Source organism: Duganella sp. CY15W, from assembly GCF_009857555.1.
Taxonomy (GTDB): Bacteria; Pseudomonadota; Gammaproteobacteria; order Burkholderiales; family Burkholderiaceae_D; genus Rugamonas; species Rugamonas sacchari.
Genome location: NZ_WWCQ01000007.1, coordinates 178,508 through 200,979, shown reverse-complemented (window position 1 = coordinate 200,979; position 22,472 = coordinate 178,508). Strand labels below are relative to the sequence as shown.

The 22,472-nt window shown below is 63.6% G+C and carries 23 protein-coding genes; 14 read left to right on the top strand and 9 right to left on the bottom strand.

Translation table 11 applies throughout. The annotated features are described in order from the left end of the window. Positions 1 to 3 precede the first annotated feature (3 nt). Positions 4 to 1,011, top strand: a complete 1,008-nt coding sequence (locus GTP58_RS27750; RefSeq protein WP_161080211.1) for an LLM class flavin-dependent oxidoreductase — start codon at positions 4 to 6, stop codon at positions 1,009 to 1,011. A 113-nt stretch (positions 1,012 to 1,124) separates the two neighbouring features. Beyond that, positions 1,125 to 2,270 (top strand): MFS transporter, encoded by a 1,146-nt coding sequence (locus tag GTP58_RS27745; protein ID WP_161080275.1) that lies wholly within the window; start codon positions 1,125 to 1,127, stop codon positions 2,268 to 2,270. Positions 2,271 to 2,362: 92 nt separating this feature from the next. Here GTP58_RS27745 and GTP58_RS27740 read toward each other — a convergent pair whose 3' ends face one another. The 5 genes from GTP58_RS27740 to GTP58_RS27720 form a co-directional block, all read right to left on the bottom strand. Beyond that, a complete protein-coding gene (locus tag GTP58_RS27740) occupies positions 2,363 to 2,827 on the bottom strand; it encodes a hypothetical protein (protein WP_229215776.1) in 465 nt (154 codons plus the stop codon). Beyond that, a complete protein-coding gene (locus GTP58_RS27735) occupies positions 2,824 to 3,651 on the bottom strand; it encodes a DUF6160 family protein (RefSeq protein WP_202413885.1) in 828 nt (275 codons plus the stop codon). The genes GTP58_RS27740 and GTP58_RS27735 overlap by 4 nt, the downstream gene beginning before the upstream one ends. Beyond that, positions 3,651 to 4,442 carry a hypothetical protein gene (locus GTP58_RS27730; protein ID WP_161080210.1) on the bottom strand — a complete coding sequence of 264 codons (792 nt, stop codon included), beginning with the start codon at positions 4,440 to 4,442 and terminating at the stop codon, positions 3,651 to 3,653. Before GTP58_RS27730 ends, GTP58_RS27735 begins: the two co-directional genes overlap by 1 nt. Before the next feature lie 58 nt (positions 4,443 to 4,500). Further along, positions 4,501 to 5,010, bottom strand: a complete 510-nt coding sequence (locus GTP58_RS27725) for a DUF6160 family protein (RefSeq protein ID WP_072784692.1) — start codon at positions 5,008 to 5,010, stop codon at positions 4,501 to 4,503. A 132-nt stretch (positions 5,011 to 5,142) separates the two neighbouring features. Then, on the bottom strand, positions 5,143 to 5,652 hold the full coding sequence (locus tag GTP58_RS27720; protein WP_072784693.1) for a DUF6160 family protein: 510 nt from the start codon (positions 5,650 to 5,652) through the stop codon (positions 5,143 to 5,145). A 562-nt stretch (positions 5,653 to 6,214) separates the two neighbouring features. Here GTP58_RS27720 and GTP58_RS27715 point away from each other — a divergent pair. Genes GTP58_RS27715 through GTP58_RS27690 form a run of 6 tightly spaced genes read left to right on the top strand, consistent with a single transcriptional unit; the run spans position 6,215 to position 11,942 of the window. Further along, positions 6,215 to 6,982, top strand: coding sequence for a C39 family peptidase (locus tag GTP58_RS27715; protein ID WP_072784694.1), 768 nt, complete (start codon positions 6,215 to 6,217; stop codon positions 6,980 to 6,982). Between the two features lie 36 nt (positions 6,983 to 7,018). Then, positions 7,019 to 8,050 (top strand): transporter, encoded by a 1,032-nt coding sequence (locus GTP58_RS27710; protein WP_161080209.1) that lies wholly within the window; start codon positions 7,019 to 7,021, stop codon positions 8,048 to 8,050. Continuing rightward, positions 8,050 to 9,648, top strand: a complete 1,599-nt coding sequence (locus GTP58_RS27705) for an OmpP1/FadL family transporter (protein ID WP_161080208.1) — start codon at positions 8,050 to 8,052, stop codon at positions 9,646 to 9,648. Before GTP58_RS27710 ends, GTP58_RS27705 begins: the two co-directional genes overlap by 1 nt. 21 nt (positions 9,649 to 9,669) lie before the next feature. Beyond that, a complete protein-coding gene (locus tag GTP58_RS27700) occupies positions 9,670 to 10,236 on the top strand; it encodes a DUF2059 domain-containing protein (protein WP_161080207.1) in 567 nt (188 codons plus the stop codon). Next, the gene (locus GTP58_RS27695; RefSeq protein WP_072784697.1) at positions 10,233 to 11,237 is read left to right on the top strand and encodes an AraC family transcriptional regulator; all 1,005 of its coding nucleotides are present in this window, start codon (positions 10,233 to 10,235) and stop codon (positions 11,235 to 11,237) included. Before GTP58_RS27700 ends, GTP58_RS27695 begins: the two co-directional genes overlap by 4 nt. 12 nt (positions 11,238 to 11,249) lie before the next feature. Next, positions 11,250 to 11,942: a hypothetical protein gene (locus GTP58_RS27690; protein ID WP_072784698.1), complete on the top strand. Its 693-nt coding sequence runs from the start codon at positions 11,250 to 11,252 to the stop codon at positions 11,940 to 11,942. Between the two features lie 95 nt (positions 11,943 to 12,037). Here GTP58_RS27690 and GTP58_RS27685 read toward each other — a convergent pair whose 3' ends face one another. Then, positions 12,038 to 13,663, bottom strand: a complete 1,626-nt coding sequence (locus tag GTP58_RS27685; protein WP_161080206.1) for a M28 family peptidase — start codon at positions 13,661 to 13,663, stop codon at positions 12,038 to 12,040. Between the two features lie 126 nt (positions 13,664 to 13,789). Here GTP58_RS27685 and gluQRS point away from each other — a divergent pair, with 126 nt between their 5' ends. Further along, positions 13,790 to 14,665: a tRNA glutamyl-Q(34) synthetase GluQRS gene (gene gluQRS / locus GTP58_RS27680; protein ID WP_161080205.1), complete on the top strand. Its 876-nt coding sequence runs from the start codon at positions 13,790 to 13,792 to the stop codon at positions 14,663 to 14,665. Positions 14,666 to 14,707: 42 nt separating this feature from the next. Further along, positions 14,708 to 16,189 (top strand): CHAD domain-containing protein, encoded by a 1,482-nt coding sequence (locus GTP58_RS27675; protein WP_161080204.1) that lies wholly within the window; start codon positions 14,708 to 14,710, stop codon positions 16,187 to 16,189. On the opposite strand, the gene GTP58_RS27670 is transcribed toward GTP58_RS27675, so the two are convergent. The 3 genes from GTP58_RS27670 to GTP58_RS27660 all read right to left on the bottom strand — a co-directional run bounded on the left by GTP58_RS27670 (position 16,190) and on the right by GTP58_RS27660 (position 18,264). Next, positions 16,190 to 16,576 carry a hypothetical protein gene (locus GTP58_RS27670; protein ID WP_161080203.1) on the bottom strand — a complete coding sequence of 129 codons (387 nt, stop codon included), beginning with the start codon at positions 16,574 to 16,576 and terminating at the stop codon, positions 16,190 to 16,192. Positions 16,577 to 16,611: 35 nt separating this feature from the next. Beyond that, positions 16,612 to 17,208, bottom strand: coding sequence for a LysE family translocator (locus tag GTP58_RS27665; protein WP_161080202.1), 597 nt, complete (start codon positions 17,206 to 17,208; stop codon positions 16,612 to 16,614). Between the two features lie 102 nt (positions 17,209 to 17,310). Continuing rightward, entirely contained in the window at positions 17,311 to 18,264 is a 954-nt protein-coding gene (locus tag GTP58_RS27660; protein WP_072784707.1) for a LysR family transcriptional regulator, read from the bottom strand. A gap of 96 nt (positions 18,265 to 18,360) precedes the next feature. Between GTP58_RS27660 and GTP58_RS27655 the strand changes: the two genes are divergently transcribed. The 4 genes from GTP58_RS27655 to GTP58_RS27640 are packed head-to-tail and all read left to right on the top strand — an operon-like array spanning position 18,361 to position 22,459. Continuing rightward, entirely contained in the window at positions 18,361 to 19,071 is a 711-nt protein-coding gene (locus tag GTP58_RS27655) for an HAD family phosphatase (RefSeq protein WP_161080201.1), read from the top strand. 27 nt (positions 19,072 to 19,098) lie between these two features. Continuing rightward, entirely contained in the window at positions 19,099 to 20,370 is a 1,272-nt protein-coding gene (locus GTP58_RS27650; protein ID WP_161080200.1) for an NAD(P)/FAD-dependent oxidoreductase, read from the top strand. An 18-nt stretch (positions 20,371 to 20,388) separates the two neighbouring features. Further along, positions 20,389 to 21,936: a hypothetical protein gene (locus GTP58_RS27645; protein ID WP_161080199.1), complete on the top strand. Its 1,548-nt coding sequence runs from the start codon at positions 20,389 to 20,391 to the stop codon at positions 21,934 to 21,936. Continuing rightward, entirely contained in the window at positions 21,923 to 22,459 is a 537-nt protein-coding gene (locus tag GTP58_RS27640; protein WP_161080198.1) for a DinB family protein, read from the top strand. Before GTP58_RS27645 ends, GTP58_RS27640 begins: the two co-directional genes overlap by 14 nt. Positions 22,460 to 22,472 lie beyond the last annotated feature (13 nt).

Genomic DNA, 22,472 nt, shown 5'->3' with positions numbered 1-22,472 from the left:
CCCATGATTCCATTCTCGATACTAGACCTTTCCCCGATTGCCGAAGGCAGCAATCCATCCGCCTCGTTCCGCAACACGCTGGACCTGGCGCAGCACGGCGAGCGCTGGGGCTACCAGCGTTACTGGCTGGCGGAACACCACGGCATGCCCGGCATTGCCAGCGCGGCGACCGCCGTGGTGATGGCCCATGTGGCCGGCGGCACCAGTACCATCCGCGTCGGCGCTGGCGGCATCATGCTGCCCAACCACGCACCGCTGGTGATTGCCGAACAGTTCGGCACACTGGAAGCGCTATTCCCCGGCCGCATCGACCTCGGCCTGGGCCGTGCCCCCGGTTCCGACCAGACCACCGCCCGCGCGCTGCGCCGCAATCTCGAGACCGACGCCGACGCCTTCCCGCAAGACGTGCTGGAACTGCAAGACTATATGTCCGACAACCCGCGCCAGCGCGTCATGGCCGTGCCCGGCAAAGGCGCGAAAGTGCCGCTGTGGATACTCGGCTCCAGCACCTTTGGCGCCCAGCTGGCCGCCCACCTCGGACTGCCGTTTGCGTTCGCCTCGCACTTCGCGCCGCAGATGATGCTGCAGGCGCTGTCGCTGTACCGCGCCAACTTCCAGCCATCGGCGCAGCTGAGCAAGCCCTACGTCATGCTCGGCTTTAACGTATTTGCCGCCGACACCGACGAAGAAGCGCACTTCCGCGCCACCTCCATGCAGCAAGCCTTCGTCAACCTGCGCACCGGCCGGCCATCGCAACTGCCGCCGCCGAAAGCCGGCTACCTGGAATCGCTGGGCCTGCCCGAGCGCGCCATGCTCGACTCTGTGCTGTCCTGTACCGCCATCGGCGCAGCGCCTACCGTCAGCCGCCAGCTGCAGGACTTCATCGCCCGCACCGGCGCCGACGAGCTCATGATTACCTCACAGATCTACGAGCACGCCCAGCGCCTGCGCTCCTACGAAATCACCGCTGAAGTGCGGCAATCGCTGGCGCGCGAACAGGCGGGACTGTAAGAAATGGCTCACGTCCAGCAGCAAACTGCCAAGCCCGGTAGAATGTCGGCCTTCCAAATTTTTCGGAGCCTGACGTGAGCCAATCCCAAGCCCATCAAGACATTACTCCCGGCATGGTCTGGCTGTTCGCCATCGCGACCGGCCTGATCGTCGCCAACCTGTACTACGCGCAAACGCTGATCGGCCCGATCAGCAAAGCCACCGGCCTCGATCCCGGTGCTGCCGGCCTCATCGTCACCCTGACCCAGATCGGCTACTGCATCGGCCTGCTGTTTATCGTCCCGCTGGGCGACCTGCTGGAAAACCGCCGCCTCATCGTCATTGCGCTGCTGGTCACCGCACTGGCCCTGCTGGCCGCGTCCGTCACCAGCAGCGCCAACCTGTTCCTGTTTGCCTGCCTGTGCATCGGCCTCGGTTCAGTCGCGGCACAGATCGTAGTGCCGTTTGCGGCCCACCTGTCCCGGCCTGAAACGCGCGGCAAGACCGTGGGCAAAGTCATGAGCGGGCTGCTGATGGGAATTATGCTGGCACGTCCCGTGTCCAGCGTGATTGCCGATGCGCTGGGCTGGCATGCGATCTTCGTACTGTCCGCAATATCCACCGCCGCGCTGGCCCTGCTGCTGCGCGCCAAACTGCCGCAGCGCCAGCCGGAAGGCGGCATGCACTACTTCGAACTGCTGAGTTCGATGTGGCATTTGCTCAAAACCACGCCCGTCCTGCGCCGCCGCGCCGCATACCAAGGCTGCATGTTCGGCGCCTTCAGCCTGTTCTGGACCTGCGTTTCGCTGGAACTGACGGGGCCGCACTTCAACATCAGCCAGACCGGCGTCGCCATCTTCGCGCTGGTCGGCGTAGCGGGCGCGATCGCCTCACCGATAGCCGGCCACCGTGCCGACCAGGGCAAGAGCCGCTCCAACACCCTCATCGCCCTGATGCTGGGCGCGCTGGCGTTCATCCTGCCGCTGGCCATCCACAGCACGCCGCTGGTCAACCTGGGCGTACTGGTCGCCACCTCCATCATCCTCGACATGGGCGTTTCCGCCAACCTGGTGACGGGCCAGCGCGCCATCTTCGCGCTGCCGGCAGAAATCCGCAGCCGCCTGAACGGCCTGTACATGGCGCTGTTCTTCATGGGTGGCGCCATCGGCTCCTCGCTGGGCGGCTGGATGTTTGCCGCGCACGGCTGGACCGGCGTCCTGTGGACCGGCCTCGCCTTCCCCGTCATCGCCCTCTGCGTCTTCGCCACCGAACGCAAATAAACTCCGGGGTCAGGTCCGTCATTTCTACACGGCCTCTACCGTAGCGTGCGCTACGGTAGAGGCCGTGTAGAAATGACGGACCTGACCCCGGATTAGTGTCCCCAGAAGCGGACTTGGCCTTGCAAGGACACGACGCCGTTGATGTTGACGCTGCCGAGGTTGCCCGTGACCGGCGCGTTGGGGTCGTTTTGTACGCTCAGCGATTCAAAACCAAAGTTGGTGTATTTGACGTAGCCCGGCAGCCCGATGGCGATGTAGTCGCCGCCGCCATCGGTGCGCGTCTGCACGCCCAGGCTGACGGCAAACATGTCCACCGTGCCGCGCACGTTCTTGAAGACGATGTAGCGCTTGGAGCCGCCATCGCCGCTAAAGCCCAGCGACAGCCGGCTGTCCGCCACCGCCCCCACCAGCGTCGGATCATTCAGCACCACGTGCGCCGCAAAGCTGATGCCGTCGCCGCCGCTGACCTGCGACAGCTCGCCGTCATCCAGCGCGCGCAGCTCGCCCGCCTGCGCCAGGCCAGCCCACAGCAGCAGGAACAAGGCGCGCTTCATCATTGCTTGAATTTGATATCAAGGTATTGGATCTGCACCGAGCCGATCCGCGATGAGCCCAGGTCCACCGTCGGCTGCCCCGGACTCACGAACGAGATATTGTCGACCACGATGCTGCCCGCCGACGCCTGCCCGCTGCCATAGCGCGCATCCGGCCAGTCGATGCCGATGTGCAGCCGCGGCCCGCTTTCATCGGCCAGCGCATTGATCACGCCCGGCTGCGAGGCCACATGGGCCAGCACCCACGGTCCGCCATCCACCGCGCCGATGTGTATGCCGCTCAGCACCATCGCTTCGGTCGGGTCGTTGCGGCCGCGCGGCTGGAACGACAGCTGGCCGATATCCATTTTGACCGCAGCGCCAAAGGCAATGCCGTCGTTGACTTGCGGCGTGGTGAATTGCAGTCCGCCGCCGTAGAACGCCAGGTCCTTGACCACCACGCTGCCCTGCTCGCGCACCACGCCATCGGCGCCGATGCCCCAGTCATACGCCATCTGCCAGCGCTGTTCGCCTGTGGCGTTGGCGGGAAATGCGATGTTGATGTAGTTGGCCAGACCCGGCGGCCCGGCCAGTACGTCGAGCCGGTAGGGATCGGAAAACGGCTGCGCACTGTCGCTGCGCGAGGCGGCAAATTTTTCCACGTACAGGCTGGAACCGACCGGGGTGGTGTAGCTCACCCGCGCATCGCCGCTCATGGCAAAACCGCTCAGGTCGAAGCTGACGCCATCGCGCCCGCGCACGGCGGACATGGCGCTGTCGCTCATGGGCTCCATGGCCCACGCGGCTTGCGCGCACAGCAGCAGTGCCATCGCCAGCGCGCGCCGCATCAGCGTCCCTTTGGCAGGTTGGGCGGCGTGATGCCGCTGGTGTTCAGCGCTTGCAGTTTGTCGCGCCAGTTCAGCCACATGCCGGCCTGCGCCGTGTCGGAGGCCGGCAAGCCGCTAGCGCTGGGGAACTGCACATTGGTTTTCAGCAGCGAGATCCAGAAGTCGCGGCTGCCGCCACTGGCGTCGCCAGCCGTCACGCCGCCCAGCTGCGCCAGCGACAGGCACGATCCGGTGCACGCGCCATCCCAGCGCTTGCCGCCCAGCGCGTCGGTGCGCGAATCCAGCACCACGGTGGCGCCATCGGCGGCAGTACCGGTCACTTTCATCGAGCCGGACAAGGTGGTGATCTGCAAACCGATATCGCCCTTGATCGACTCAAAGCCAAAACGCATGCCGATCGCTTCGCGCGAGGCGCCATCGGCCGCATTGCGGTAGACAAATTCAAAATAGGGATTACTGATCTGCACCACGCGCTGCGCGTCGGTGCCATCGCTGCGGCCAAACTGCAGCAGCGGGATATCGAGGTCGGCGCCACTGCCGTTGCGCGCGGCGTAAGTGTATTCGCCCAGCCGCATATTGCGCAGGTTGGCGCTCAGCGTGATGTCGGCGTCCAGCGCGACCTTGCTGAAGTCGAAGCCGTTCAGGCTGGTGTTGGTCATGGTGACCAGCCCCTGGCCGTGCATGGCCGACAGCTCATCCTCGCTCATCGGCTGCATCTGTGCTGACGCTGCCTGCATGCCGCACAGCAGCGCCGCACCGGCCAGCCACTGGCGCAGTGTGGTGAATGTCATGGTGGTGTGATGCGGCAGCCGCCGGGAGCACCGGACGCGGCTGCCGCTGCTCAGCTGATTAGTGAGCGAAGATCCACACGGTGGTGCCGCGCATGTCGATCTGGTTCAGAGCGACCGAACCGAACGAAGCTGCGCTGTTGCCCATCTTGATCGCGTCAACCGACACGTTCAGGTAGTGGCCGTCAGCAACCACGGATTGTGGAATGGCGATCTGCACCACGTCACCGCCGGTGGCTGGGTTGTAGAAGGTGCCTGGGTTGGTCACGCCAGCAGCGCCGGCTGCGGCCAGGAAGGATTTTTTCGACAGGATGTCGATTTCAGCAGCGATCAGGCCGTTGACCTTGATGCCGTTGAACGATACCGAACCGCCGCCCAGACCGTTGGCGTCCAGCGGGTCGGTGTCGGTGTAGGTGAAGGAGTTGATCTTGATGTTCAGGTTGGCAGCGATCGACACGCCGTCCTGGCCGCTGACCGTGCTCAGCTCTGCGTCTTGAATTGGGGTCATGGCCGATGCCGAGAAGGCCAGGGTTGCCAGGGCTGCAGCGACTGCGGTTTTGATGAATTGCATGTGATCGTCTCCGTAATGGTTTTGGTATTTATCTCTATGTTTTTTTGATACTGCGGGGCCATCTTATGGCCCCGCAGCGAGCATCGTCCATGACGCGTCAGGCCAAGCAACAGGCCTGGCGAGCCGGGCCGATTAGTGGGCGAAGATCCACACGGTGGTGCCGCGCATGTCGATCTGGTTCAGGGCGACCGAACCGAACGAAGCTGCGCTGTTGCCCATCTTGATCGCGTCAACCGACACGTTCAGGTAGTGGCCGTCAGCAACCACGGATTGTGGAATGGCGATCTGCACCACGTCACCGCCGGTGGCTGGGTTGTAGAAGGTGCCTGGGTTGGTCACGCCAGCAGCGCCGGCTGCGGCCAGGAAGGATTTTTTCGACAGGATGTCGATTTCAGCAGCGATCAGGCCATTGACCTTGATGCCGTTGAACGAAACCGAACCGCCACCCAGGCCGTTGGCGTCGAGCGGGTCGGTGTCGGTGTAGGTGAACGAATCGATCTTGATGTTCAGGTTAGCAGCGATCGACACGCCGTCCTGACCGCTGACGGTGCTCAGTTCGGCGTCCTGGATCGGGGTCATGGCCGATGCCGAGAAAGCCAGGGTTGCCAGGGCGGTAGCGATTGCGGTTTTGATGATGTGCATTTGGTATCTCCGGTTGTAAGTGAATTGTTATCTGCGGGTTCACGTCCCTGCGGTCCCCTTCCGGCACTCCGGTAAGAGCGCCGGCGCACCGCGACCGGGTCGTGAAAATCTTAATATTTGGATATTAATTAAATTAATCATATGAGTCGGCGCGGCTGCGGGTCCAGCATGTTGCGCTGACCGCGAAAGCCAACAACTTGGCCCTGCGAGCCATACAGAGTGAGCGCGGTGTTGTGCATTTGTCGCGGCGCCGCCAGCTTGCCGTAGCATAAGAAGCGGGGCAAAAGCTAGAGTCACATTTCTAAAAAATCAGATGCGGTGGCTCCAAAAACCATGCGTTAATAAATTACAAAAAAGAAAAGACGAGTTGTCGCTTAAATAAAGCACGACCGTTCGTATCAAAATAACGGAGACACGCATGACACACGCAATGGGGCGCCGGACGCCTCTGGGCGAAGCTTACGCCAACGCTTTGCAGCAGCCCTTACACCACATTTTTTTTCGCGCGCGCTGGAGCGCGCTCCCCTGCCCGCGTACACGCGCGCATGGCAAAGGCTGAGCCATGCTGATGCTGCTGCTGGGAGTAGTCGCCGCCTTGATCGGCGGCGCCGGTGTCATGTCCCGACACGAACCGCTGGACCGGCCCAAGGGCCAGTTCGAGATTCCGCAAACCCTGACCGGGGGCGGCGCCTATGCGCAATCCGTGCGGATCGAGCCATTTTCCGAGCTCAAGTACAAACACATCGTGCGCCAGGCGTTTGACTTCAGCTGCGGCTCGGCCGCGCTGGTGACCATCCTCAACTACCACCTGGGCGTGATGGTCAACGAGCAGCAGGCCATGGAAGGCATGCTGGAAAAAGGCGAAAAGGAAAAAATCATCGAGCGCCGCGGCTTCTCGCTGCTGGACATGAAGCGCTATGTGGGCTCGCTGGGCATGAACGGCGCCGGCTTCAAGGCCGAGATCAAGGACCTCATGACACTCGACGAGCCAGCCATCGTGCCGATCGACTATGCCGGTTCCAAGCACTTCGTGGTACTGCGCGGCATCCGTGACGGCGTGGTCTACATTGCCGATCCGTCGGCCGGCAACATCGTGTTTTCGGTCGAAGAGTTCGGCCGCTGGTGGGACAAGAACACCCTGTTCATCATCTCGCCGGCCAAGGGCAAGACCCCGGTCGGCCAGCTGGCCCTGACCGACCAGGAGCTGGGCGTGGTCGATATGGACCGCGTCACCGGCAAGGGCCGCCAGGACCCGCTTAGCAATTCCGCCCAACTGCTGATGCGCGCCGTGAACTCGGGCGCGGCCGGCACCTGGATGCACCGCAATTAATCCCCTCAGCGCAATCACTCTCACAAGGAAACCGATATGAAGTTTCGTATGCTCCCCTTTGCTGTCGCCGCGGCGCTGATGGCGACGTCCGCCCTGGCCCAGGAAACCCAGACACCGGCCGCCGCCCCGGCCCAGCCCACCCCTGCCACGGCGGATGCCGCGCGTGACGCGCTGGCCAAGAAGGAAGGCGAAGGCGACCAGAGCGCCCTGCTCAAGCAGACCCTGACCGCAGTCGACAAGCAGTACACGCTGATCCGCCGCAACCAGATGCAGCTCACCTACGATCTCAGCTACAGCTATGTGGGCGAAGAGCGCATCGTCACCGACATTGCCAACGGCAACGCCACGCTGTTCAACATCGAGAACAACAACTCGCACACCGTCACCAACACCTTCTCGGCCGACTACGGCGTGCTGGACAACCTGACCGCCAACGTCACGCTGCCGCTGATTTCGCGCTACGCCGACACGGCCGCGCGCAGCGGCATGTCCAACTCGCTGGGCGACGTTGGCGTCGGCGCGCGCTGGCAGCCATTTGAAGCGCGCCGCGACGCCCCGGGCCTGACGGTGACCAGCAACGTCCGCCTGCCGACCGGCCGCAGCCCGTTCAAGATCATTGCCGGCAGCGGCGAAGCGACGGGCAGCGGCGTGGCCGCCGCCACGGTCGGCCTCAATATCAACAAGATCGTCGATCCGGTCGCACTGTTCGGCTCGCTGAACTTTACCGCCAGCCTGCCGGCCAAGAACCTGTGGCAGGTCAACGGCTCGCGCATCCTGACCCGCGTCCAGCCCGGCACCAGCGTCGGCTTCGGGCTTGGCTTTGCGTATGCGCTGTCATATGGCATCTCGACCACGATCTCCTTCCAGGAAGCGATCTCGGCCGGCTCCAAGCTGCGCTTTGCCGACGGCCTCGAAGCCAAGACCCATATGCAGACCTCGGGCATCCTCAACATGGGCCTGGGCTACCGCGTGTCGCCTAAAACCACGGTCAACTTCTCGGTCGGCATCGGCGTCACGCCCGACTCGCCCAACCTGGTTGTAGGCATGAATCTGCCACTGAGCTTCTGATGATGCGCCGTCTCGCCATCGCTACCGCAGTTGCTGGCGCACTCTGTGCACCGGCATACGCTGCGCTGACCGAAAACCTCACCACCAGCGTGGTTGCGATGGCGATGGGGAATGCCGTCACGGCCGACCCGCCCGGCGTCTCCTCGATCCACTTCAACCCGGCCGGGCTGGCGCGCATGACGGGCGACAGCGAGAGCATCCACAACTTTGTCGCCTCGATCCGCACCAGCGCCAGCTTTTCGCCCGGCCCCAACTTTGACGTCGGCGGCTGGCGCGACGACCCGCTGTCCAACACCTCCACCGGTCCGGTACGCCAGATCATGTACGTGCCCGGCTACGGCATGCCCGGCTGGCGCCTGCCGGCCGTGGCCGTGCCCGGCATCGGCATGACCTGGAACAAGCCCGGCTCGCCATGGACCTTTGGCACCGACAGCTATATGGCGCAGGCCATGAGCCTGGACCGCACCAGCGATCCCAACGACCCCGGCCAGTACCAGGGCCGCCAGCTGCAGATCCAGCGCCTGGTGTACGCAGCGCCGGCGGTGGGCTACAAATATTCCGACACGCTGCGCTTTGGCGTGGCCGTGCCGATCGCCCACGCCGCGTTTGTGGTCGACACCAATATGCGCTTCCCCAACGAACTGCTGGGCGTGTTTGGCCAGCTGCAAAAGGGCTGGTGCCCGGAAGATGGTGGCAACATCATCGACGTGTTCGGCTTTGGCGTGTGCGGCGGCGGCAAGGACGGCATGGTCAGCCCGTTCAAGAAAGCCGCCAATATGCGCGTCGAACTGACGGCACCGTTCGACCCCACCATCAACCTGGGCGTGCTGTGGGAACCGCGCGACTGGTTTGCGCTGGGCGTGGTGTACCAGGGCGGCTCCAAGACCCACTACACCGGCAGCTATATGTTCAAGACCGAGCCCATGCTGCGCAACTTCGTGCGCGGCATGAACGCCAGCCTGCTGGGACCGATCGCGGGCGCCGTGCTGGGTTTTCCGACCTCGATCCCGGCCGAGCAGAAGGGCAATATGAGCGCGACGATTCCATTCCCGTCGCACCTGCAGGTCGGCATCAAGCTCAAGCCGGTCAAATACGTGCAGCTCAATGTCGACGCCAGCTACGCGCGCTGGAGCGAATGGGACGCGCTGCGCTTCCAGTTCGACCAGAGCATCAAGCTGCTGGAAGTAGCGCGCCTGTACGGCATCCCCGATTCCGGCAAGCTGGTGATCCCGCGCGGCTACAAGAGCGTGGTCAACTTCGCCTACGGCCTGCAGCTCAATCCATTCGAGCGCCTGTCGATCCGCCTCGGCTACGAGCCGCGCAAGACCTCGGTCCCGGCCGACAAGATCGACCTGCTGGCGCCGCTGCCGGACACCAAGCTGCTGAGCGCCGGCATCGGCTTCAAGCTCAACAAGGACACCGACATCAACATCACCGGTTCCTACATGAGCGGCAAATTCAACGCGCCAGCCAACACCAGCTGCAATATGAACTGCAATACTTTCCTCAACATCATCTACAACCCGTACGCGGGACAGGACGTGCGCGGCGACATCCGCGTGCGCTACTTTGGCTTTGAACTCAACAAGCGTTTCTGATTTACCTGGAGGAGCACACCCATGAACCAAACAAGCAAACACATCCGACGTGGCCTGGCGCTGCTGGTACTGAGCGCGGCCTGCGCCGGCGCTTACGCCGCCGGCGACACGGCGCCGGTATCGCCAGCCAAGCAGGCGCTGGTCGACAAGGTGCTCAAGCTGTGGAACCCGGACAGCATTGGCGAGACCATGCTCAACGGCTATGTGCGCAACGCCGTCGAACAGGCGCGCGTGATGCTGCAAGGCCGCGCCGTGCCGGACAAGCGCGATGCGGCCATGAACGACATCGTCGGCGAAGCCAAGAAATTCCTGGCCGAGACCACGCCCGTCGCCCGCGCCAGCGCCGACAAACTGATCCAGAGCAAGCTGGCCCCCATGCTGGCCGAGCGCTACAGCGAGGACGAGCTCAAGCAACTGATCGCGCTGCTTGAATCGCCCGTGAAAAAGAAATTTGAAGCCATGGTGCCCGAGATGCAGAAAACCCTGGGCGAAGGCGTGGCAGCCGACACCCGCACCGTGATTGATCCGAAACTGCAGGCCCTGCAAGAGAAAATCGGCCTGCGTCTGCGCGCTGCGGTAACGCCATGACCTACTCCTCCGCCCTGCATCTGGTGCGCGGCGTGAAATCGCGCCTGGCGCAGTCGGGCGTGCAGGCCGACGCACTGTTTGCCCAAGCCGGCCTGAACGAAGGCGACGGCCTGGCCTGCGACGCCCTCACGCTGTCGGACAAACTGAGCCACCTGTGGGAACTGCTGGTGGCGCACTCCAACGACCCGCTGATCGGCCTCAAGATCTCCGCGCCGCACCGGCTCGGCTGGCTGGGCGTGATGGGCCACATCATGCTGGTGTCGCCGACCGTGCAAAGCTCGATCGAACGCTGCCATGGCAACACGCGCGTCGGCCTGGTGCTGCCCGGCGCCCAGCGCGCAGTGCCGCGCCAGCGCTACGACTTCGTCTGGTGCGTACTGCTGCGTTCGCTGCGCTGCGCCGCCGGCCGCGACGACATCGCGCCGGTGGTGGTGGAATACAACTTCCCGGAGCCGGGCGACGCCCACGTGTACGAGGAAACCTTCGGCTGCCCGGTACGGTTCGACATGCCGTACAACGTCATGGAATTTTCCGACACCGACCTGGTCACCGCGCTGCCGGCCGCCCCGCCGCTCATGAACGGTGGCGGCGCAGCCGTGCTGGCCACGCTGGCCACCGCGCAACCGCCCACCTTCAGCGCCAAGGTGCAAACGCTGCTGGCCAGCCTGCTGCCGAAAGGGCCGCCGCACCGCGACGACGTCGCCGCGCAAATGATGATGAGCGAACGCACGCTGCAACGCCGGCTGGCCGAAGAAGGCACCAGCTTCACCAACCTGGTCGACGACACCCGGCGCGAGCTGGCGCGGCAATCGCTGAGCGCGGGCGAACTGTCGCTCAAAATGCTGAGCTTCCAGCTCGGCTTCTCGGAGCCGAGCGCGTTCTACCGCGCGTGCAAGCGCTGGTTCGGCATGGCGCCATCGGACATCCAGCACCTGGCACACCAGCCGGGACCGGGACCGGACGTACTACAAGCACCTGCGCCGCGGCGCAAGTCCGCATAAAAGGAGACCGCCATGGGATGGCTTTCAAGCAATCAAAACAAATCAATGCTGGGCCAGCTGCTGGTCAAACAGAAGCTGATTACCGAAGAACAGCTGGCCAGCGCGATCGAACTGCAACGCAAGACCGGCCAGCGGCTGGGTGACATCTTTGCCGAATTAAACCTGATCACCCAGGAAAACATCGACCACGCGCTGCGCAAGCAGCGGCGTTTGCGGATGGCCGCCGCCATCGCCGCTTCACTGCTGGCGCCGCTGGAAACCTATGCCGCCACCGCCCTGCCCGCCGTGGCCGCCGCCAGCGCGCCGGTCATGCTCGGGCGAGAAAAAGAACGCGCCCTGCAGGCGCTGACAGAAGAAGAACTGGGAGAGACTTCAGCCCAGGGCCTCAGTGACGACCTGGTCAACGCCGTCAAACAGGCCAAAGGCAACGGAGTGGCCGTGATCGGCGAAATGAGCAAGCTGCTCAATCCCGTACTGGGCTTCCTCGAAGCCGACACCTCGATGAAAAACGTCGTCTACGACCCGAGCAAGGCTGCCGCCACCGTCAACAAAGACGGCAGCCTGACCTTGAGTTTACCGTCCTCGATCGGCGAAATCGCCTTCAACAACATCCGCGTCAAAGGCACCGAAGGCAGCAGTTTCGGCAGCATCTCCATCAAAGGCATCGACCTGACCGGCACCTCCATCACCCTCGGCTTCCGCTAAAATCCGGGGTCAGTTCTTGCAATCCAACACGAGCACAGCCGTACTCGCGAGTACGGCTGTGCTCGTGTTGGATTGCAAGAACTGACCCCGGATTTTTATTTGTTGCGGGGGACGGCGAAGGCGTCGCCGGCTTTCCATTCGGGCAGCTTGGCGCCGTTGGCGATCAGGCGGCCCAGGTTGAGCGCGTATTGCGCGGTCTGGACCATGCCGGACAGGTCCCAGCTGGCGTCATATTCGTCGCTGGCTTGGTGGTAGCGCTTGCCATAGGCCTGCGCTTTGGCTTTGGCGCCCGCCGGGTCTTTGATGTAGTCGCTGCCGGATTCAATCGAGAACGCCGGCACGCCGTTTTTCGCGAAGTTGAAGTGGTCGCTGCGGAAGTAGCCGCCCGCCAGGTCCGGCTCGGCTTCAGCGATTTTCATGCCCATCGCTTTGGCCGCCGTTTCGGCCAGTTTGCCCAGCTCGGTACGCTCGCTGCCCTGGGTGCCGATGTCGCGCGTGGCGCCAACGAAGTTGAGGCTGTCGAGGTTGAGGTTGGCGGCGGTTTTCGCCAGCGGCCACAGTGGTGTGGCGGCGTAGGCTGCGCTGCCCAGCAGACCCTGCTCTTCGGCCGCGACCCACAGGAACATCTGGCTGCGCTTGGCCGGCGCCAGCTTGGCCTGCTGCGCCATCGCCAGCAGTGCGGCCGAGCCGGAGGCGTTGTCGACTGCGCCGTTAAAAATGGTGTCGCCGCTGTCGCCCTGCTTGCCCAGGTGGTCCCAGTGTGCGCTGTAGATCACGACTTCGTCTTTGAGCTTGGCATCGGTGCCGGGCACCACGGCGGCGACGTTGAATTGTTCAACCTTGCGCACGGCGGCGCGCATGTCGCCGTTGAGCCTGGCGGCGAGCGGAACCGGCTTGAAGTCTTTTTTCTCGGCCACTGCGCGCAGCGCGTCCAGGTCCTGGCCCGCTGCGGTGAACAGGGAGCGGGCGGTGTCTTCGGTCATCCAGCCCTGCAGCTGGGTGCCCAGTGTGCCGGCCGCCAGCTGGAAGCGCTCGACGCCCGACCAGCTGTTCTGGATCACGCTCCAGCCATACGATGCGCTTGGCGTGGTGTGGATCAGCAGTACGCCGGCCGCGCCCTGGCGCTTGGCTTCTTCAAATTTGTAGGTCCAGCGGCCGTAGTAGGTCAGGCCTTTGCCATTGAAGCGGTTCGGCTGCTCGGCCGTCGGCTGTGGGTCATTGACCATCATGACCAGGATCTTGCCCTTCAGGTCCGTGCCTTTGTAGTCGTTCCACTGTTCGTCCGGCGCGGTGATGCCGTAGCCGACGAACACCAGGTCGGCATTGAAGCTGTGCGACGCGGTGGCATCACCCGGGGCGAACACCCAGTCCTTGCCGAAGGCGATGTCCAGCGCCTTGCCGCCCGCTTCCAGTTTCAGCGTGCTGTCGGCCGGCTGCGTCTTGACGCCAGCGATCATCACGGATTGACGGAAGCTGTTGCCATTGCCCGGCTTCAGACCCAGCGCCATCGCTTGCGTTTCCAGGTAGGCGACGGTCAGGTCGCCGCCGCGCTGGCCGGTGCCGCGCCCTTCCAGCAGGTCGCTGGCGAGGAAGGCGAGATGGGCGCGCAGCGGCGCTTCCTGCACGCCAGCGGTTTTACCGGCGTCGGCATGGGCGGGGAATGCCAGCGCAAAGCTCATGGCCAGCGCGGAGGCAACTAAGGATGTCTTCATTTTTGTCATGATGTCCTGTGGGCGTAAGTGATCTGTGCGGTTTTTCCGCGCGCACATTGTATGCGATTTGCCGGCCGCTCCGGCCACTGGCCATGGCGCAGCGCAGCATGGGCTGGCCGCGTTAAAATGGCGGCCATGACTGTACGACTTCCCTATATCGGCCGCTTTGCGCCCTCGCCCACCGGTCCCCTGCACATCGGCTCGCTGGTTGCCGCCATGGCCAGCTATCTGGACGCCAGGGCGCACCAGGGCCAGTGGCTGGTGCGTATCGAGGATGTGGATGTCGGCCGCAATGTCGCCGGCGCGGACGCGCACATCCTGGCATCGCTGCAACGCTGCGGCATGCACTGGGACGGCGAGGTGACATGGCAGACCCAGCGTTACGCGCTGTACGAGCAGGCCGTCGCCCAGCTTGGCGAGCTGATCTACCCTTGCGGCTGCTCGCGCAAGGACATCGCTGCCGCCATCTATCCGGGCACCTGCCGCCACGGCCTGGCGCCGGGCAAGGTGGGTCACGCGCTGCGCCTGAAACTGCCGCAGCAGCCGCACTGCGTGCTGTCGTTTGACGACCGCTGGTTCGGCCATTACAGCCAGGACATCACGGCTGAGGTGGGCGACTATGTGCTACGCCGCGCGGATGGCTTCTGGGCCTATCAGCTCGCGGTGGTGGTGGACGATGGCGCGCAGGGCATCACCGACATCGTGCGCGGCGCCGATCTGCTGGACTCCACGCCGCGCCAGTTGTACCTGCAACAGGCGCTGGGCCTGCCGCAGCCGAGCTATCTGCATGTGCCGGTGGTGGTCAACGAGGTCGGCGACAAGTTGTCCAAGCAAACCGGTGCGCAGGCGTTTGACGATGGCGGTGATCCGCAACTGCTGTTGCGCAACGCCATGCAGCCTGCCGCCCGCTTCCTGGGACTGGAGGTGCAGGCGGACAGCATCGACGCCTTCTGGCGCGCGGCAGTGCCTGCCTGGGCGCAACTCTTGCAAATCCTGCCACGCGGCGCTTAAAGGCGTGCGCTGCACATCGCCCTTTTTCTCTACACTGATCAGATGGAAGTCGAACTCAAACTGTTGCTGGACCCGCAGGATAACGAGCTGCTGCTACAGCATCCGCTGCTCGGCGCGCCCGCACGCGTGCAGCAACTGACCGCGCATTATTTCGATACGCCGGACCTGCACCTGCTGCGTCACGGCGCCGGCCTGCGCGTGCGGATGGTCGATGGCGAATGGGTGCAAACCATGAAGGCCGGCGGCAGCGTGCAAAGCGGCCTGCATAGCCGCAATGAGTGGGAAGGCGTGATCGACCGCGCATGGCCGCGCCTCGGCAAGCTGCGCAAGCTGATCGGCGATGATGTGCACTGGCTGGCGGTCCTCGCCGCGCCGGATCTGAAGGATCGGCTGGAATCGCTGTTCGTGGTGGATGTGCAGCGCCACGTCTGGGATGTCGAATCCGGCGGCAACCGCATTGAAGTCGCGCTGGATGTGGGCCACATCGAACGCCAGTCGCGCAAGGTACCGGTCAATGAAGTCGAACTGGAACTGAAGGACGGCGATCCTGCAGGCCTGTATGCGTTTGCCTTGCAGCTGCTGGAGGATATCCCTCTGCGCATCAGCAATATCAACAAGGCGCAGCGCGGCTACATGCTGGTGCGCGAAACGGCCCACGCGCCCTATCACGCGCAGGCGCTGCAGCTGGACGCCGATGCCAGCCTGCGCGAGGCGCTGCCGGCGGTGCTGGGCAACTGCCTGGAACATATCCAGCGCAACGAAGTTGCCGTGATCGAAGGGCACGATCCTGAAACGCTGCATCAGATGCGCGTCGGCGTACGTCGTCTGCGTTCGGCGTTGAAGCTGTTCGCCACCGTCGCTCCATGCCTGCCCGCGCTGCAGCAGGATATTGACTGGCTGGGTACGGAACTGGGCGCGGCACGCGACTGGGATGTGCTGCTGTGCTCCACACTTGCGCGCGTGACCGCCACGCCAGGCGGCCAGCTGCAAACGCTGGCGCTGGAAACGGCGCACGCCAAACGGCGGCAGGCGGCGCAAGCCCTGCTGTCGCCGCGCTACACGCATCTGATGCTGACGCTGGGATCGTGGATGCTGCAAGTGGCGCCGCTGTTGAACGGATCGGCGATGCAGTTTTCGCGCCAGATCATGCAGCAGCTGCACAAGTCTCTGCTCAAACGCGCCAACCGCATGGACCAGGATGATCCGTCCAGCGCCCACCGCACCCGGATTGCCGCCAAACGCGCGCGCTATGCACTGGAGTTCTTCCACACGCTCTATCGCAAGCGCACCGCACGCGCGTATCTGAAAGCGCTGGCGGCCACCCAGGAGGAATTGGGCCAGCATAACGATCTCGCGGTGGCCGACCGGCTGCTGCGCGCACTGGCACAGGACCATCCGGAAGCCGACGGCGAGATCCAGTTCGCGCGTGGTTATCTGATGGCGCAGCAGACCGCGCAACCAGCCGATCTGGATGCCATCCGCAGCCGCCTGCATACGCTGCGGCTGCCGCACATCAAGCACTGATCAGGGGCGCGCCTGCCTGGAGGTGACACTCCAGCTCAGCGTGCCGGGGCACTTGGCCTGCTGCACAGCGGCCAGTACATCGTCCGCCTCCTTGTTGGCCTGCGCGTACTCCTTGTGGCCGGCGATCTTGAAGTGCAAGGTCGGCGATGCCGAGCTGGCGGTCTTGGACAGGGTCGGCACAAAGCCACGTTCGGTCAGCAGCTTGCGGCAGGCGTCCATGCCGGTCAGCTTGTCCGATTCGATCTCGATGCTGAACACCCAGCTTTCCACATAGCCGCGCGCGGCGCGCTCCGGCTCCGGCAGCATCAGGTCGGTCGGCAAGGTGGCGGCGCCTACGGCGCCGGCCAGCAACGCGGTGTTCAACAGCAGCGCGATGTGACGATACATAAGCATTCCTTCAAATCCGGTAAAACCCTATGGTATCAGGCCAGCATCGGATACAGGCTGGCGACCAGCAACAGCGCCATCACCAGGTTGAAAATACGGACCGAACGCGCGTCCTGCAGCACGCTGCGCATGGCCACGCCAAACATGGCCCACGAGCCTACGCAGACCATGCCGATCACAAAAAACACACCGACCAGTGTGGCCACATCCATCGCCTTGAAACCGGGCGGCAGATAGGTGGTCAGCGCGCTCAAGGCCATCACCCACGCCTTGGGATTGATCCACTGGAAAGCGGCAGCGCCGAAAAAGCTCATGGGTTTTGACGGGCCGGACTGGGCGCCCGTCATCGGTTTGGCGTGGGCCAGCTTCCACGCCAGCCACAGCATGTAGCAGGCGCCCGCGTACTTGAGGATGATTTGCAGCACCGGCAGTTGCGCGAACACCGCCTGCAATCCCAGTCCGGACACCACGATCAGGAAGGCCAGCCCGCAGCAGATGCCGAACAGATGCGGCAGCGTGCGCGCAAAGCCGTAGTTCAGGCCGGAGGCCAGGATCATGGTGTTATTCGGGCCGGGCGTGATGGAGCTGACGGCGGCAAAGGTGCACAGTGGCAGGATCAGTTCAAGTGACATGGCAGTATCCGTCTGATGAGGTGTACTTGCATTGTATGGCCAAGTGTACTGGCACCGACCAGTACACTTTAACAAACAGTCACCACCACTGTACCGGTAGTTTCACCGGTACGACCGGCGTTTACCCAGCTGCTTGTAGAAGCCTTCCAGCTCGCGCCGCACCAGGTCCTGGCCGTTGTCGATGACAAAATCCTGGAAGGCGGCCGCCACCTTGGGGATGGGCTGATCGCTAAGGTGCATGATGTGCCAGTCCGCCTCGACCGGGTTTTGCGGCATCGGCAATATCGCCAGCAGGCCGTTTTCAAATTCCAGCCCGCACGCGTGTACCGACAAAAAGCCCACGCCCAGTCCTGCCGCCACCATGCGCTTGATCGCCTCGTTACTCGACACTTCCGAACCGAATTCCGCCGCATGCCCTTCTTCGCGCAGCAGCTTTTCCACCGCAGTGCGCGTGCCGGAGCCACGCTCGCGCACCAGCAGGTTGGCCGCCATGACATCGTTGAGCGTGATTTTCTTCTTGCGCATCAGCGGATGGGATGGACTGGCCACAAACGCCATCGGGTGGCGCGCGAACTTGGCCGCATTGGTGCGCAGCTCGCGCGGCGGCGTGCCCATGATGGCCAGTTCGATCTCATGCCGCGCCAGCATCTGGATGATCTCCGTGCGGTTGCCCACCTGGAGCTTGAGGCGCACATCGGGACGCTCCAGCGTAAACGGCACCAGCATCGGCGGCAGCAGGTGCTCCGCCGTGGTGACGGCGCCGATGCGCAGCGTACCGGAGGTGACGCCTTGCAGTGCCGCCAGTTCATCGGAAGCCTGTTCCCACAGGCGCAGTATGCGTTCGGAGAATTCCGCCATCACCTCGCCCGCCGCAGTCAGCTGGATGTTACGGCCCACTTTGCGCGTGAGTGCGATACCGGCGATTTCCTCCAGTGTGCGAAGCTGCAGCGACACCGCAGGCTGTGTCAGATGCATGGCGTCGGCCGCACGTGACACGCTTTCGTGGCGTGCCACCAAAACCAAGGACTGTAGCTGCCGGAAGCTGGCGTGATACATAAGTGATCCTTATTGATTATCCAAAATCTTTAATTTTTCTTTTATTCATTCTACCTCTATATTCATAATCATCTGACATCGTTGAGCGAGAATGACATGAGCATAGACGTGATCTTCCTGGGCCTGGACGGCGTGCTGTTTGACACCGAAGCGCTGCACCTTGCAGCCTGCAATACGGCGTTTGCCAATGCCGGTCTGTCGATCCGCTGGACCCTGCCGGCGCTGCGCGCCGCTGCGGCCACCCATGGTTATGCCCGTGCCATCAGTGCCGCTGTCGCCATGCCACCGCTGTCGCGCGAAAAGCGCCGCGTGGCGGAACTGCTGGAAGATAAGCACCGCGCATTTCATCAGGCCTTGCTGGCGCGTCCGCCGCAAGTGCAAGCCGCCGCACTGGCGCTGATCGAAGACGCCAGCGCCGCCGGCAGCAAAATCTGCATCCTGACCGACCTGCCGGCGCCGGCCATTGCGGCGCTGCTGGAGCGCCACTTTGGCGCCGACGTCAATAGTCTCTTTAGCGTTGTTGCCGGCGGCATCAGCTTCGAGACGGCGACCGCCCCAGGACCATACGCCCACGCGCTGCATGCCATGGGCGCGGCGCCGCACGATGCCATCGCCATCGACACCGCAGTGCCGGCACTGCGCGCCGCCACCGATGCCGGCTTGTGGACCGTGTCCGTCGCCCCTTACGGTACGGACGTCGTGCGTCCGCGCCAGTTCATCACCTTCGACGCCCTGCACGACTTGCAGGCCAGTCCTTATACGCCGGATCAGCAACGCCCTTCACCGGGGCTGCATCGAGCTGCATAGATTTTTTAACTCGTCTGGAGGCGCAATATGGAAACCATCGTCATCGTAGGCGGCGGTGCGGGCGGACTCGAACTCGCCACCCGTCTCGGGGATACGCTTGGCAGCAGCAAGCGTGCACACATCGTTCTGGTGGACCGCTGGCCCGGCCACTTCTGGAAGCCGCTGCTGCACACGGTCGCTTCGGGAAAATGCGATCCGCAAGTCACCGAGCTGTCGTTCAGCGCACAGGCGCTGGATCACGACTTTGAATTCGTCCAGGGTGAGATGCTGTGCATGGACCGCGCCCACCGCACCATCACACTGTCGCCGCGCGACGGCAGCGATGGCGCCTGCCGCGTCATCGCTTACGACAAACTGGTGCTGGCACTAGGCTCGATCACCAATTTCTACGATGTGCCTGGCGCCGCCGAACACGCGCTCACGCTGGACAGCGTGGCCGATGCAGAGTCCTTCCGCCGCCGCTTCTTCGATACCTGCACCCGCGCCAGCGAGAGCCGGCAGCCGGTCAGCGTGGTGATTGTCGGTGGTGGCGCCACCGGCGTCGAACTGGCGGCGGAGTTGAGCAACACAGCACGCGCGCTGGCCGACTACCGTATCCATACGCTGGACCCGGAGCAGGACATCCGCATCACCGTCATCGAACGGGGACAGCACCTGCTGCCGCAGCTGGAACCGCTGCAAGCACAACGCGCGGCACGCCATCTGCGTTCACTGGGCATTGATGTGCTGACCTCGACCAGCGTGGCCAGCGTCACGCAGGATGCGGTGATCGATGCAGCAGGCCACGCCCACCGCGCCGACCTGACCTTGTGGGCCGCAGGCGTGGAAGCGCCGCAGCTGTGCGCCACGCTGGGCCTGAGCACCAACCATCTGAAAAAGATCATGGTCGATGCCAGCCTGCGCTCCGCCAACGATGGCCGCATCTACGCACTGGGCGACTGCGCCAATTATGTCTGCCCAGTCAAAGGTCCGGCGCCGCCACGTGCGCAGGTCGCACACCAGCAAGCCATGTTCCTGGCCGACCTGCTGGCCCGCCGCGATGACAGCAACCGTCCGCAGTTCCGCTATCACGACTACGGCTCGCTGATCTCGCTGGGCCAGCAGGCGGCGGTCGGCGCCCTGACCGGCCCTGTCACCGGCAGGCGTTACAAGGTGGGCGGTGCGGCGGCGCGCTTGCTGTACCGGCTCCTGTATCAGAAGCATCTGCTGCAGCTGCACGGCGTTGCGCGCATGGTGACGCACACGCTGGTGGACTGGCTGCGGGCAAAGGTGCTGCCGCCGGTGAGACTTCATCGATAAACCGGCCTATAATGAGGTATGACTACCATCACCTCTCTGAATCGGACCGCCTCGGTAACCGCGAATCCAGTGGTTGCCGGCGCCTACACGTCCAACTCGGGCGCCGCCAACACCCCGGCCGGCGGTAATTCATCCACCGTGGTGTCCCTGGGCGCCGCCGCCAACAGCGACGCGCAGGTCAAGCCGCTGGTATGGGAAAACCGTACCCGCAGCACCTCCGCCACGCTGATGGCGCAGAACTTCAACAACCAGCCCATGGCTGGCCGCTTGAAAGGTCTGGGCGGTGAACTGCTGAAGCAGATCGCCTATGACGGCGAAGATTTTTCGCAGTCGGTGCAGCAGGCGCCAACTGGCGTGCAGGTTGATACCTACGACATGCTGGTGTCGCCGTCGCAGGTGTCGCAGCAAGGCATGGGCGACAACCAGATCGCGCTGACCGTCACTACCCGCAGTGGTGTGAAAGTGCAACTGAAGCTGGACGCGGGCGACGGCAGCATCGCTGTGGAAGCGAAGAGCGATGGCAAATTGGACGAAACGGAACGCAAGGCGCTGGGCCAGTTATCGGAAGCCTTCCAGAAATCGATCGATGCATTGACCGAAGATCCGCCACGCATCGACCTGTCCGGCCTGACGCAGTTCGACCATAACGCACTGTCGTCGGTCGATCTCAAAGCCCAGGTCAAGATCAATCCGAAAGAAACGCAGCAGCTGGAATTCCACGCCGACAGCACGCAGCGCACGGTCAGCTTTAACGGCCCGGCCGGCAATGCAAAAATTGCCGTGGACCTGAGCCAGGCGGCCAGCTGGGGCAGCAAGGCGCAGCAAGCCAAGGCGCTGAACAACTATCTGCAGCAGGTCGACCAGGCGGCAGGGCGCGGCCAGGGCAATGCCGACATGGTCAGCATGTTCAAGGATGCATTCAAGGACATGAACAGCGACTACGGCACGCCGCCAGCAGCACCAGCAAACAGCATCCTGCTCACGGACCAGGACCGCGCCATGACTACCGGCCTGGCAGACTTCAACGCATCGTTCGCGCAGACCGAAGTGCCGTCCAATCCACGCAAGCCGCAGGAGAAGGATACCTTCGAATACGAGCTGTCGCAAAAGACCAGCATTACCGGCCACTCGCAGCTGGACCGCGGCATCTCGCAGCAGCAGCAAGCGCACCTGAAAGCCAGCTATCACGCCCCGGTATCGGCCGACGCCAAGCTGGCGCTGACACTGAGCCTGAATTCGCAGAACTATAAGTTCGTGACGATCGACGACTCGGCCAGCAGCAGCACCAATATCAGCTACGACAAAGGCAATCTGGCCAAAGCGACGCTGGAAATGCAGGCCAGCCGCTCCACCCGTATCCTGACGTTCACGCTGGGCAAGCTGAAAGACGATCACACCACGCCATCGGGCAAGTCGATGTCGCGCGACCTGCTGTCCACGCTGGAACCTGAGCGTGAGGGCCTGCCACAGTTGAACGACACCCAGCGCTCGATGATGCTGTCCAGACTCAATGACCAGATTTTCATGAAGGCCAATCCAGACGCGATACCGAATGAGCATACTTGAGCATATCGCCCTGTTGGCGCGTTATAACGCCGACATGAACCAGAAGCTGTACGACGCGGCAGCCCAGCTTTCGCAGGACGAGCTGATTGCCGACCGTAGCGCCTTCTTTGGCTCCCTGTGCGGCACCATGAATCACATGCTGGCGGGCGACACGATCTGGCTCAAACGCTTTGCCGCCCATCCTGCCGCCTTCCCGGCACTGCAGGCCATGCACGATATCCCGCTGCCATCCGGCTCGCTGCGGCATACCTTCGGCGATAGCGTCGCTGCCCTGCGTCCTTATCGCGAGCAGCTGGACGCGATGATCCTTGCGCTGGCGCCCCAACTCCAGCCCGGGCATGTGGACGGCACGCTGGAATACCGCAGCACGCAGGGTGTCCTGTTTCACAAACACTTCGGCAGCGTGCTGCTGCACTTCTTCAACCATCAGACCCACCATCGCGGCCAGGCCAGCACGCTGCTGACGCAGGCCGGCATCGATATCGGCGTGACCGACCTGCTGGCCTGGGTGCCTGGCGCCTAGTCTTTGAAGGAAG

What these genes read in the sequence shown, in the direction of transcription:
- GTP58_RS27740 (WP_229215776.1), bottom strand. Translation starts at nt 2,827, where the DNA reads ATGATGAAGCGCGCCTTGTTCCTGCTGCTGTGGGCTGGCCTGGCGCAG.
- GTP58_RS27705 (WP_161080208.1), top strand. Translation starts at nt 8,050, where the DNA reads ATGATGCGCCGTCTCGCCATCGCTACCGCAGTTGCTGGCGCACTCTGT.
- GTP58_RS27685 (WP_161080206.1), bottom strand. Translation starts at nt 13,663, where the DNA reads ATGACAAAAATGAAGACATCCTTAGTTGCCTCCGCGCTGGCCATGAGC.
- GTP58_RS27670 (WP_161080203.1), bottom strand. Translation starts at nt 16,576, where the DNA reads ATGTATCGTCACATCGCGCTGCTGTTGAACACCGCGTTGCTGGCCGGC.
- GTP58_RS27690 (WP_072784698.1), top strand. Translation starts at nt 11,250, where the DNA reads ATGGGATGGCTTTCAAGCAATCAAAACAAATCAATGCTGGGCCAGCTG.
- GTP58_RS27665 (WP_161080202.1), bottom strand. Translation starts at nt 17,208, where the DNA reads ATGTCACTTGAACTGATCCTGCCACTGTGCACCTTTGCCGCCGTCAGC.
- GTP58_RS27720 (WP_072784693.1), bottom strand. Translation starts at nt 5,652, where the DNA reads ATGCACATCATCAAAACCGCAATCGCTACCGCCCTGGCAACCCTGGCT.
- GTP58_RS27675 (WP_161080204.1), top strand. Translation starts at nt 14,708, where the DNA reads ATGGAAGTCGAACTCAAACTGTTGCTGGACCCGCAGGATAACGAGCTG.
- GTP58_RS27700 (WP_161080207.1), top strand. Translation starts at nt 9,670, where the DNA reads ATGAACCAAACAAGCAAACACATCCGACGTGGCCTGGCGCTGCTGGTA.
- GTP58_RS27640 (WP_161080198.1), top strand. Translation starts at nt 21,923, where the DNA reads ATGAGCATACTTGAGCATATCGCCCTGTTGGCGCGTTATAACGCCGAC.
- GTP58_RS27750 (WP_161080211.1), top strand. Translation starts at nt 4, where the DNA reads ATGATTCCATTCTCGATACTAGACCTTTCCCCGATTGCCGAAGGCAGC.
- GTP58_RS27745 (WP_161080275.1), top strand. Translation starts at nt 1,125, where the DNA reads ATGGTCTGGCTGTTCGCCATCGCGACCGGCCTGATCGTCGCCAACCTG.
- GTP58_RS27735 (WP_202413885.1), bottom strand. Translation starts at nt 3,651, where the DNA reads ATGCGGCGCGCGCTGGCGATGGCACTGCTGCTGTGCGCGCAAGCCGCG.
- GTP58_RS27715 (WP_072784694.1), top strand. Translation starts at nt 6,215, where the DNA reads ATGCTGATGCTGCTGCTGGGAGTAGTCGCCGCCTTGATCGGCGGCGCC.
- GTP58_RS27655 (WP_161080201.1), top strand. Translation starts at nt 18,361, where the DNA reads ATGAGCATAGACGTGATCTTCCTGGGCCTGGACGGCGTGCTGTTTGAC.
- gluQRS (WP_161080205.1), top strand. Translation starts at nt 13,790, where the DNA reads ATGACTGTACGACTTCCCTATATCGGCCGCTTTGCGCCCTCGCCCACC.
- GTP58_RS27645 (WP_161080199.1), top strand. Translation starts at nt 20,389, where the DNA reads ATGACTACCATCACCTCTCTGAATCGGACCGCCTCGGTAACCGCGAAT.
- GTP58_RS27650 (WP_161080200.1), top strand. Translation starts at nt 19,099, where the DNA reads ATGGAAACCATCGTCATCGTAGGCGGCGGTGCGGGCGGACTCGAACTC.
- GTP58_RS27660 (WP_072784707.1), bottom strand. Translation starts at nt 18,264, where the DNA reads ATGTATCACGCCAGCTTCCGGCAGCTACAGTCCTTGGTTTTGGTGGCA.
- GTP58_RS27695 (WP_072784697.1), top strand. Translation starts at nt 10,233, where the DNA reads ATGACCTACTCCTCCGCCCTGCATCTGGTGCGCGGCGTGAAATCGCGC.
- GTP58_RS27710 (WP_161080209.1), top strand. Translation starts at nt 7,019, where the DNA reads ATGAAGTTTCGTATGCTCCCCTTTGCTGTCGCCGCGGCGCTGATGGCG.
- GTP58_RS27730 (WP_161080210.1), bottom strand. Translation starts at nt 4,442, where the DNA reads ATGACATTCACCACACTGCGCCAGTGGCTGGCCGGTGCGGCGCTGCTG.
- GTP58_RS27725 (WP_072784692.1), bottom strand. Translation starts at nt 5,010, where the DNA reads ATGCAATTCATCAAAACCGCAGTCGCTGCAGCCCTGGCAACCCTGGCC.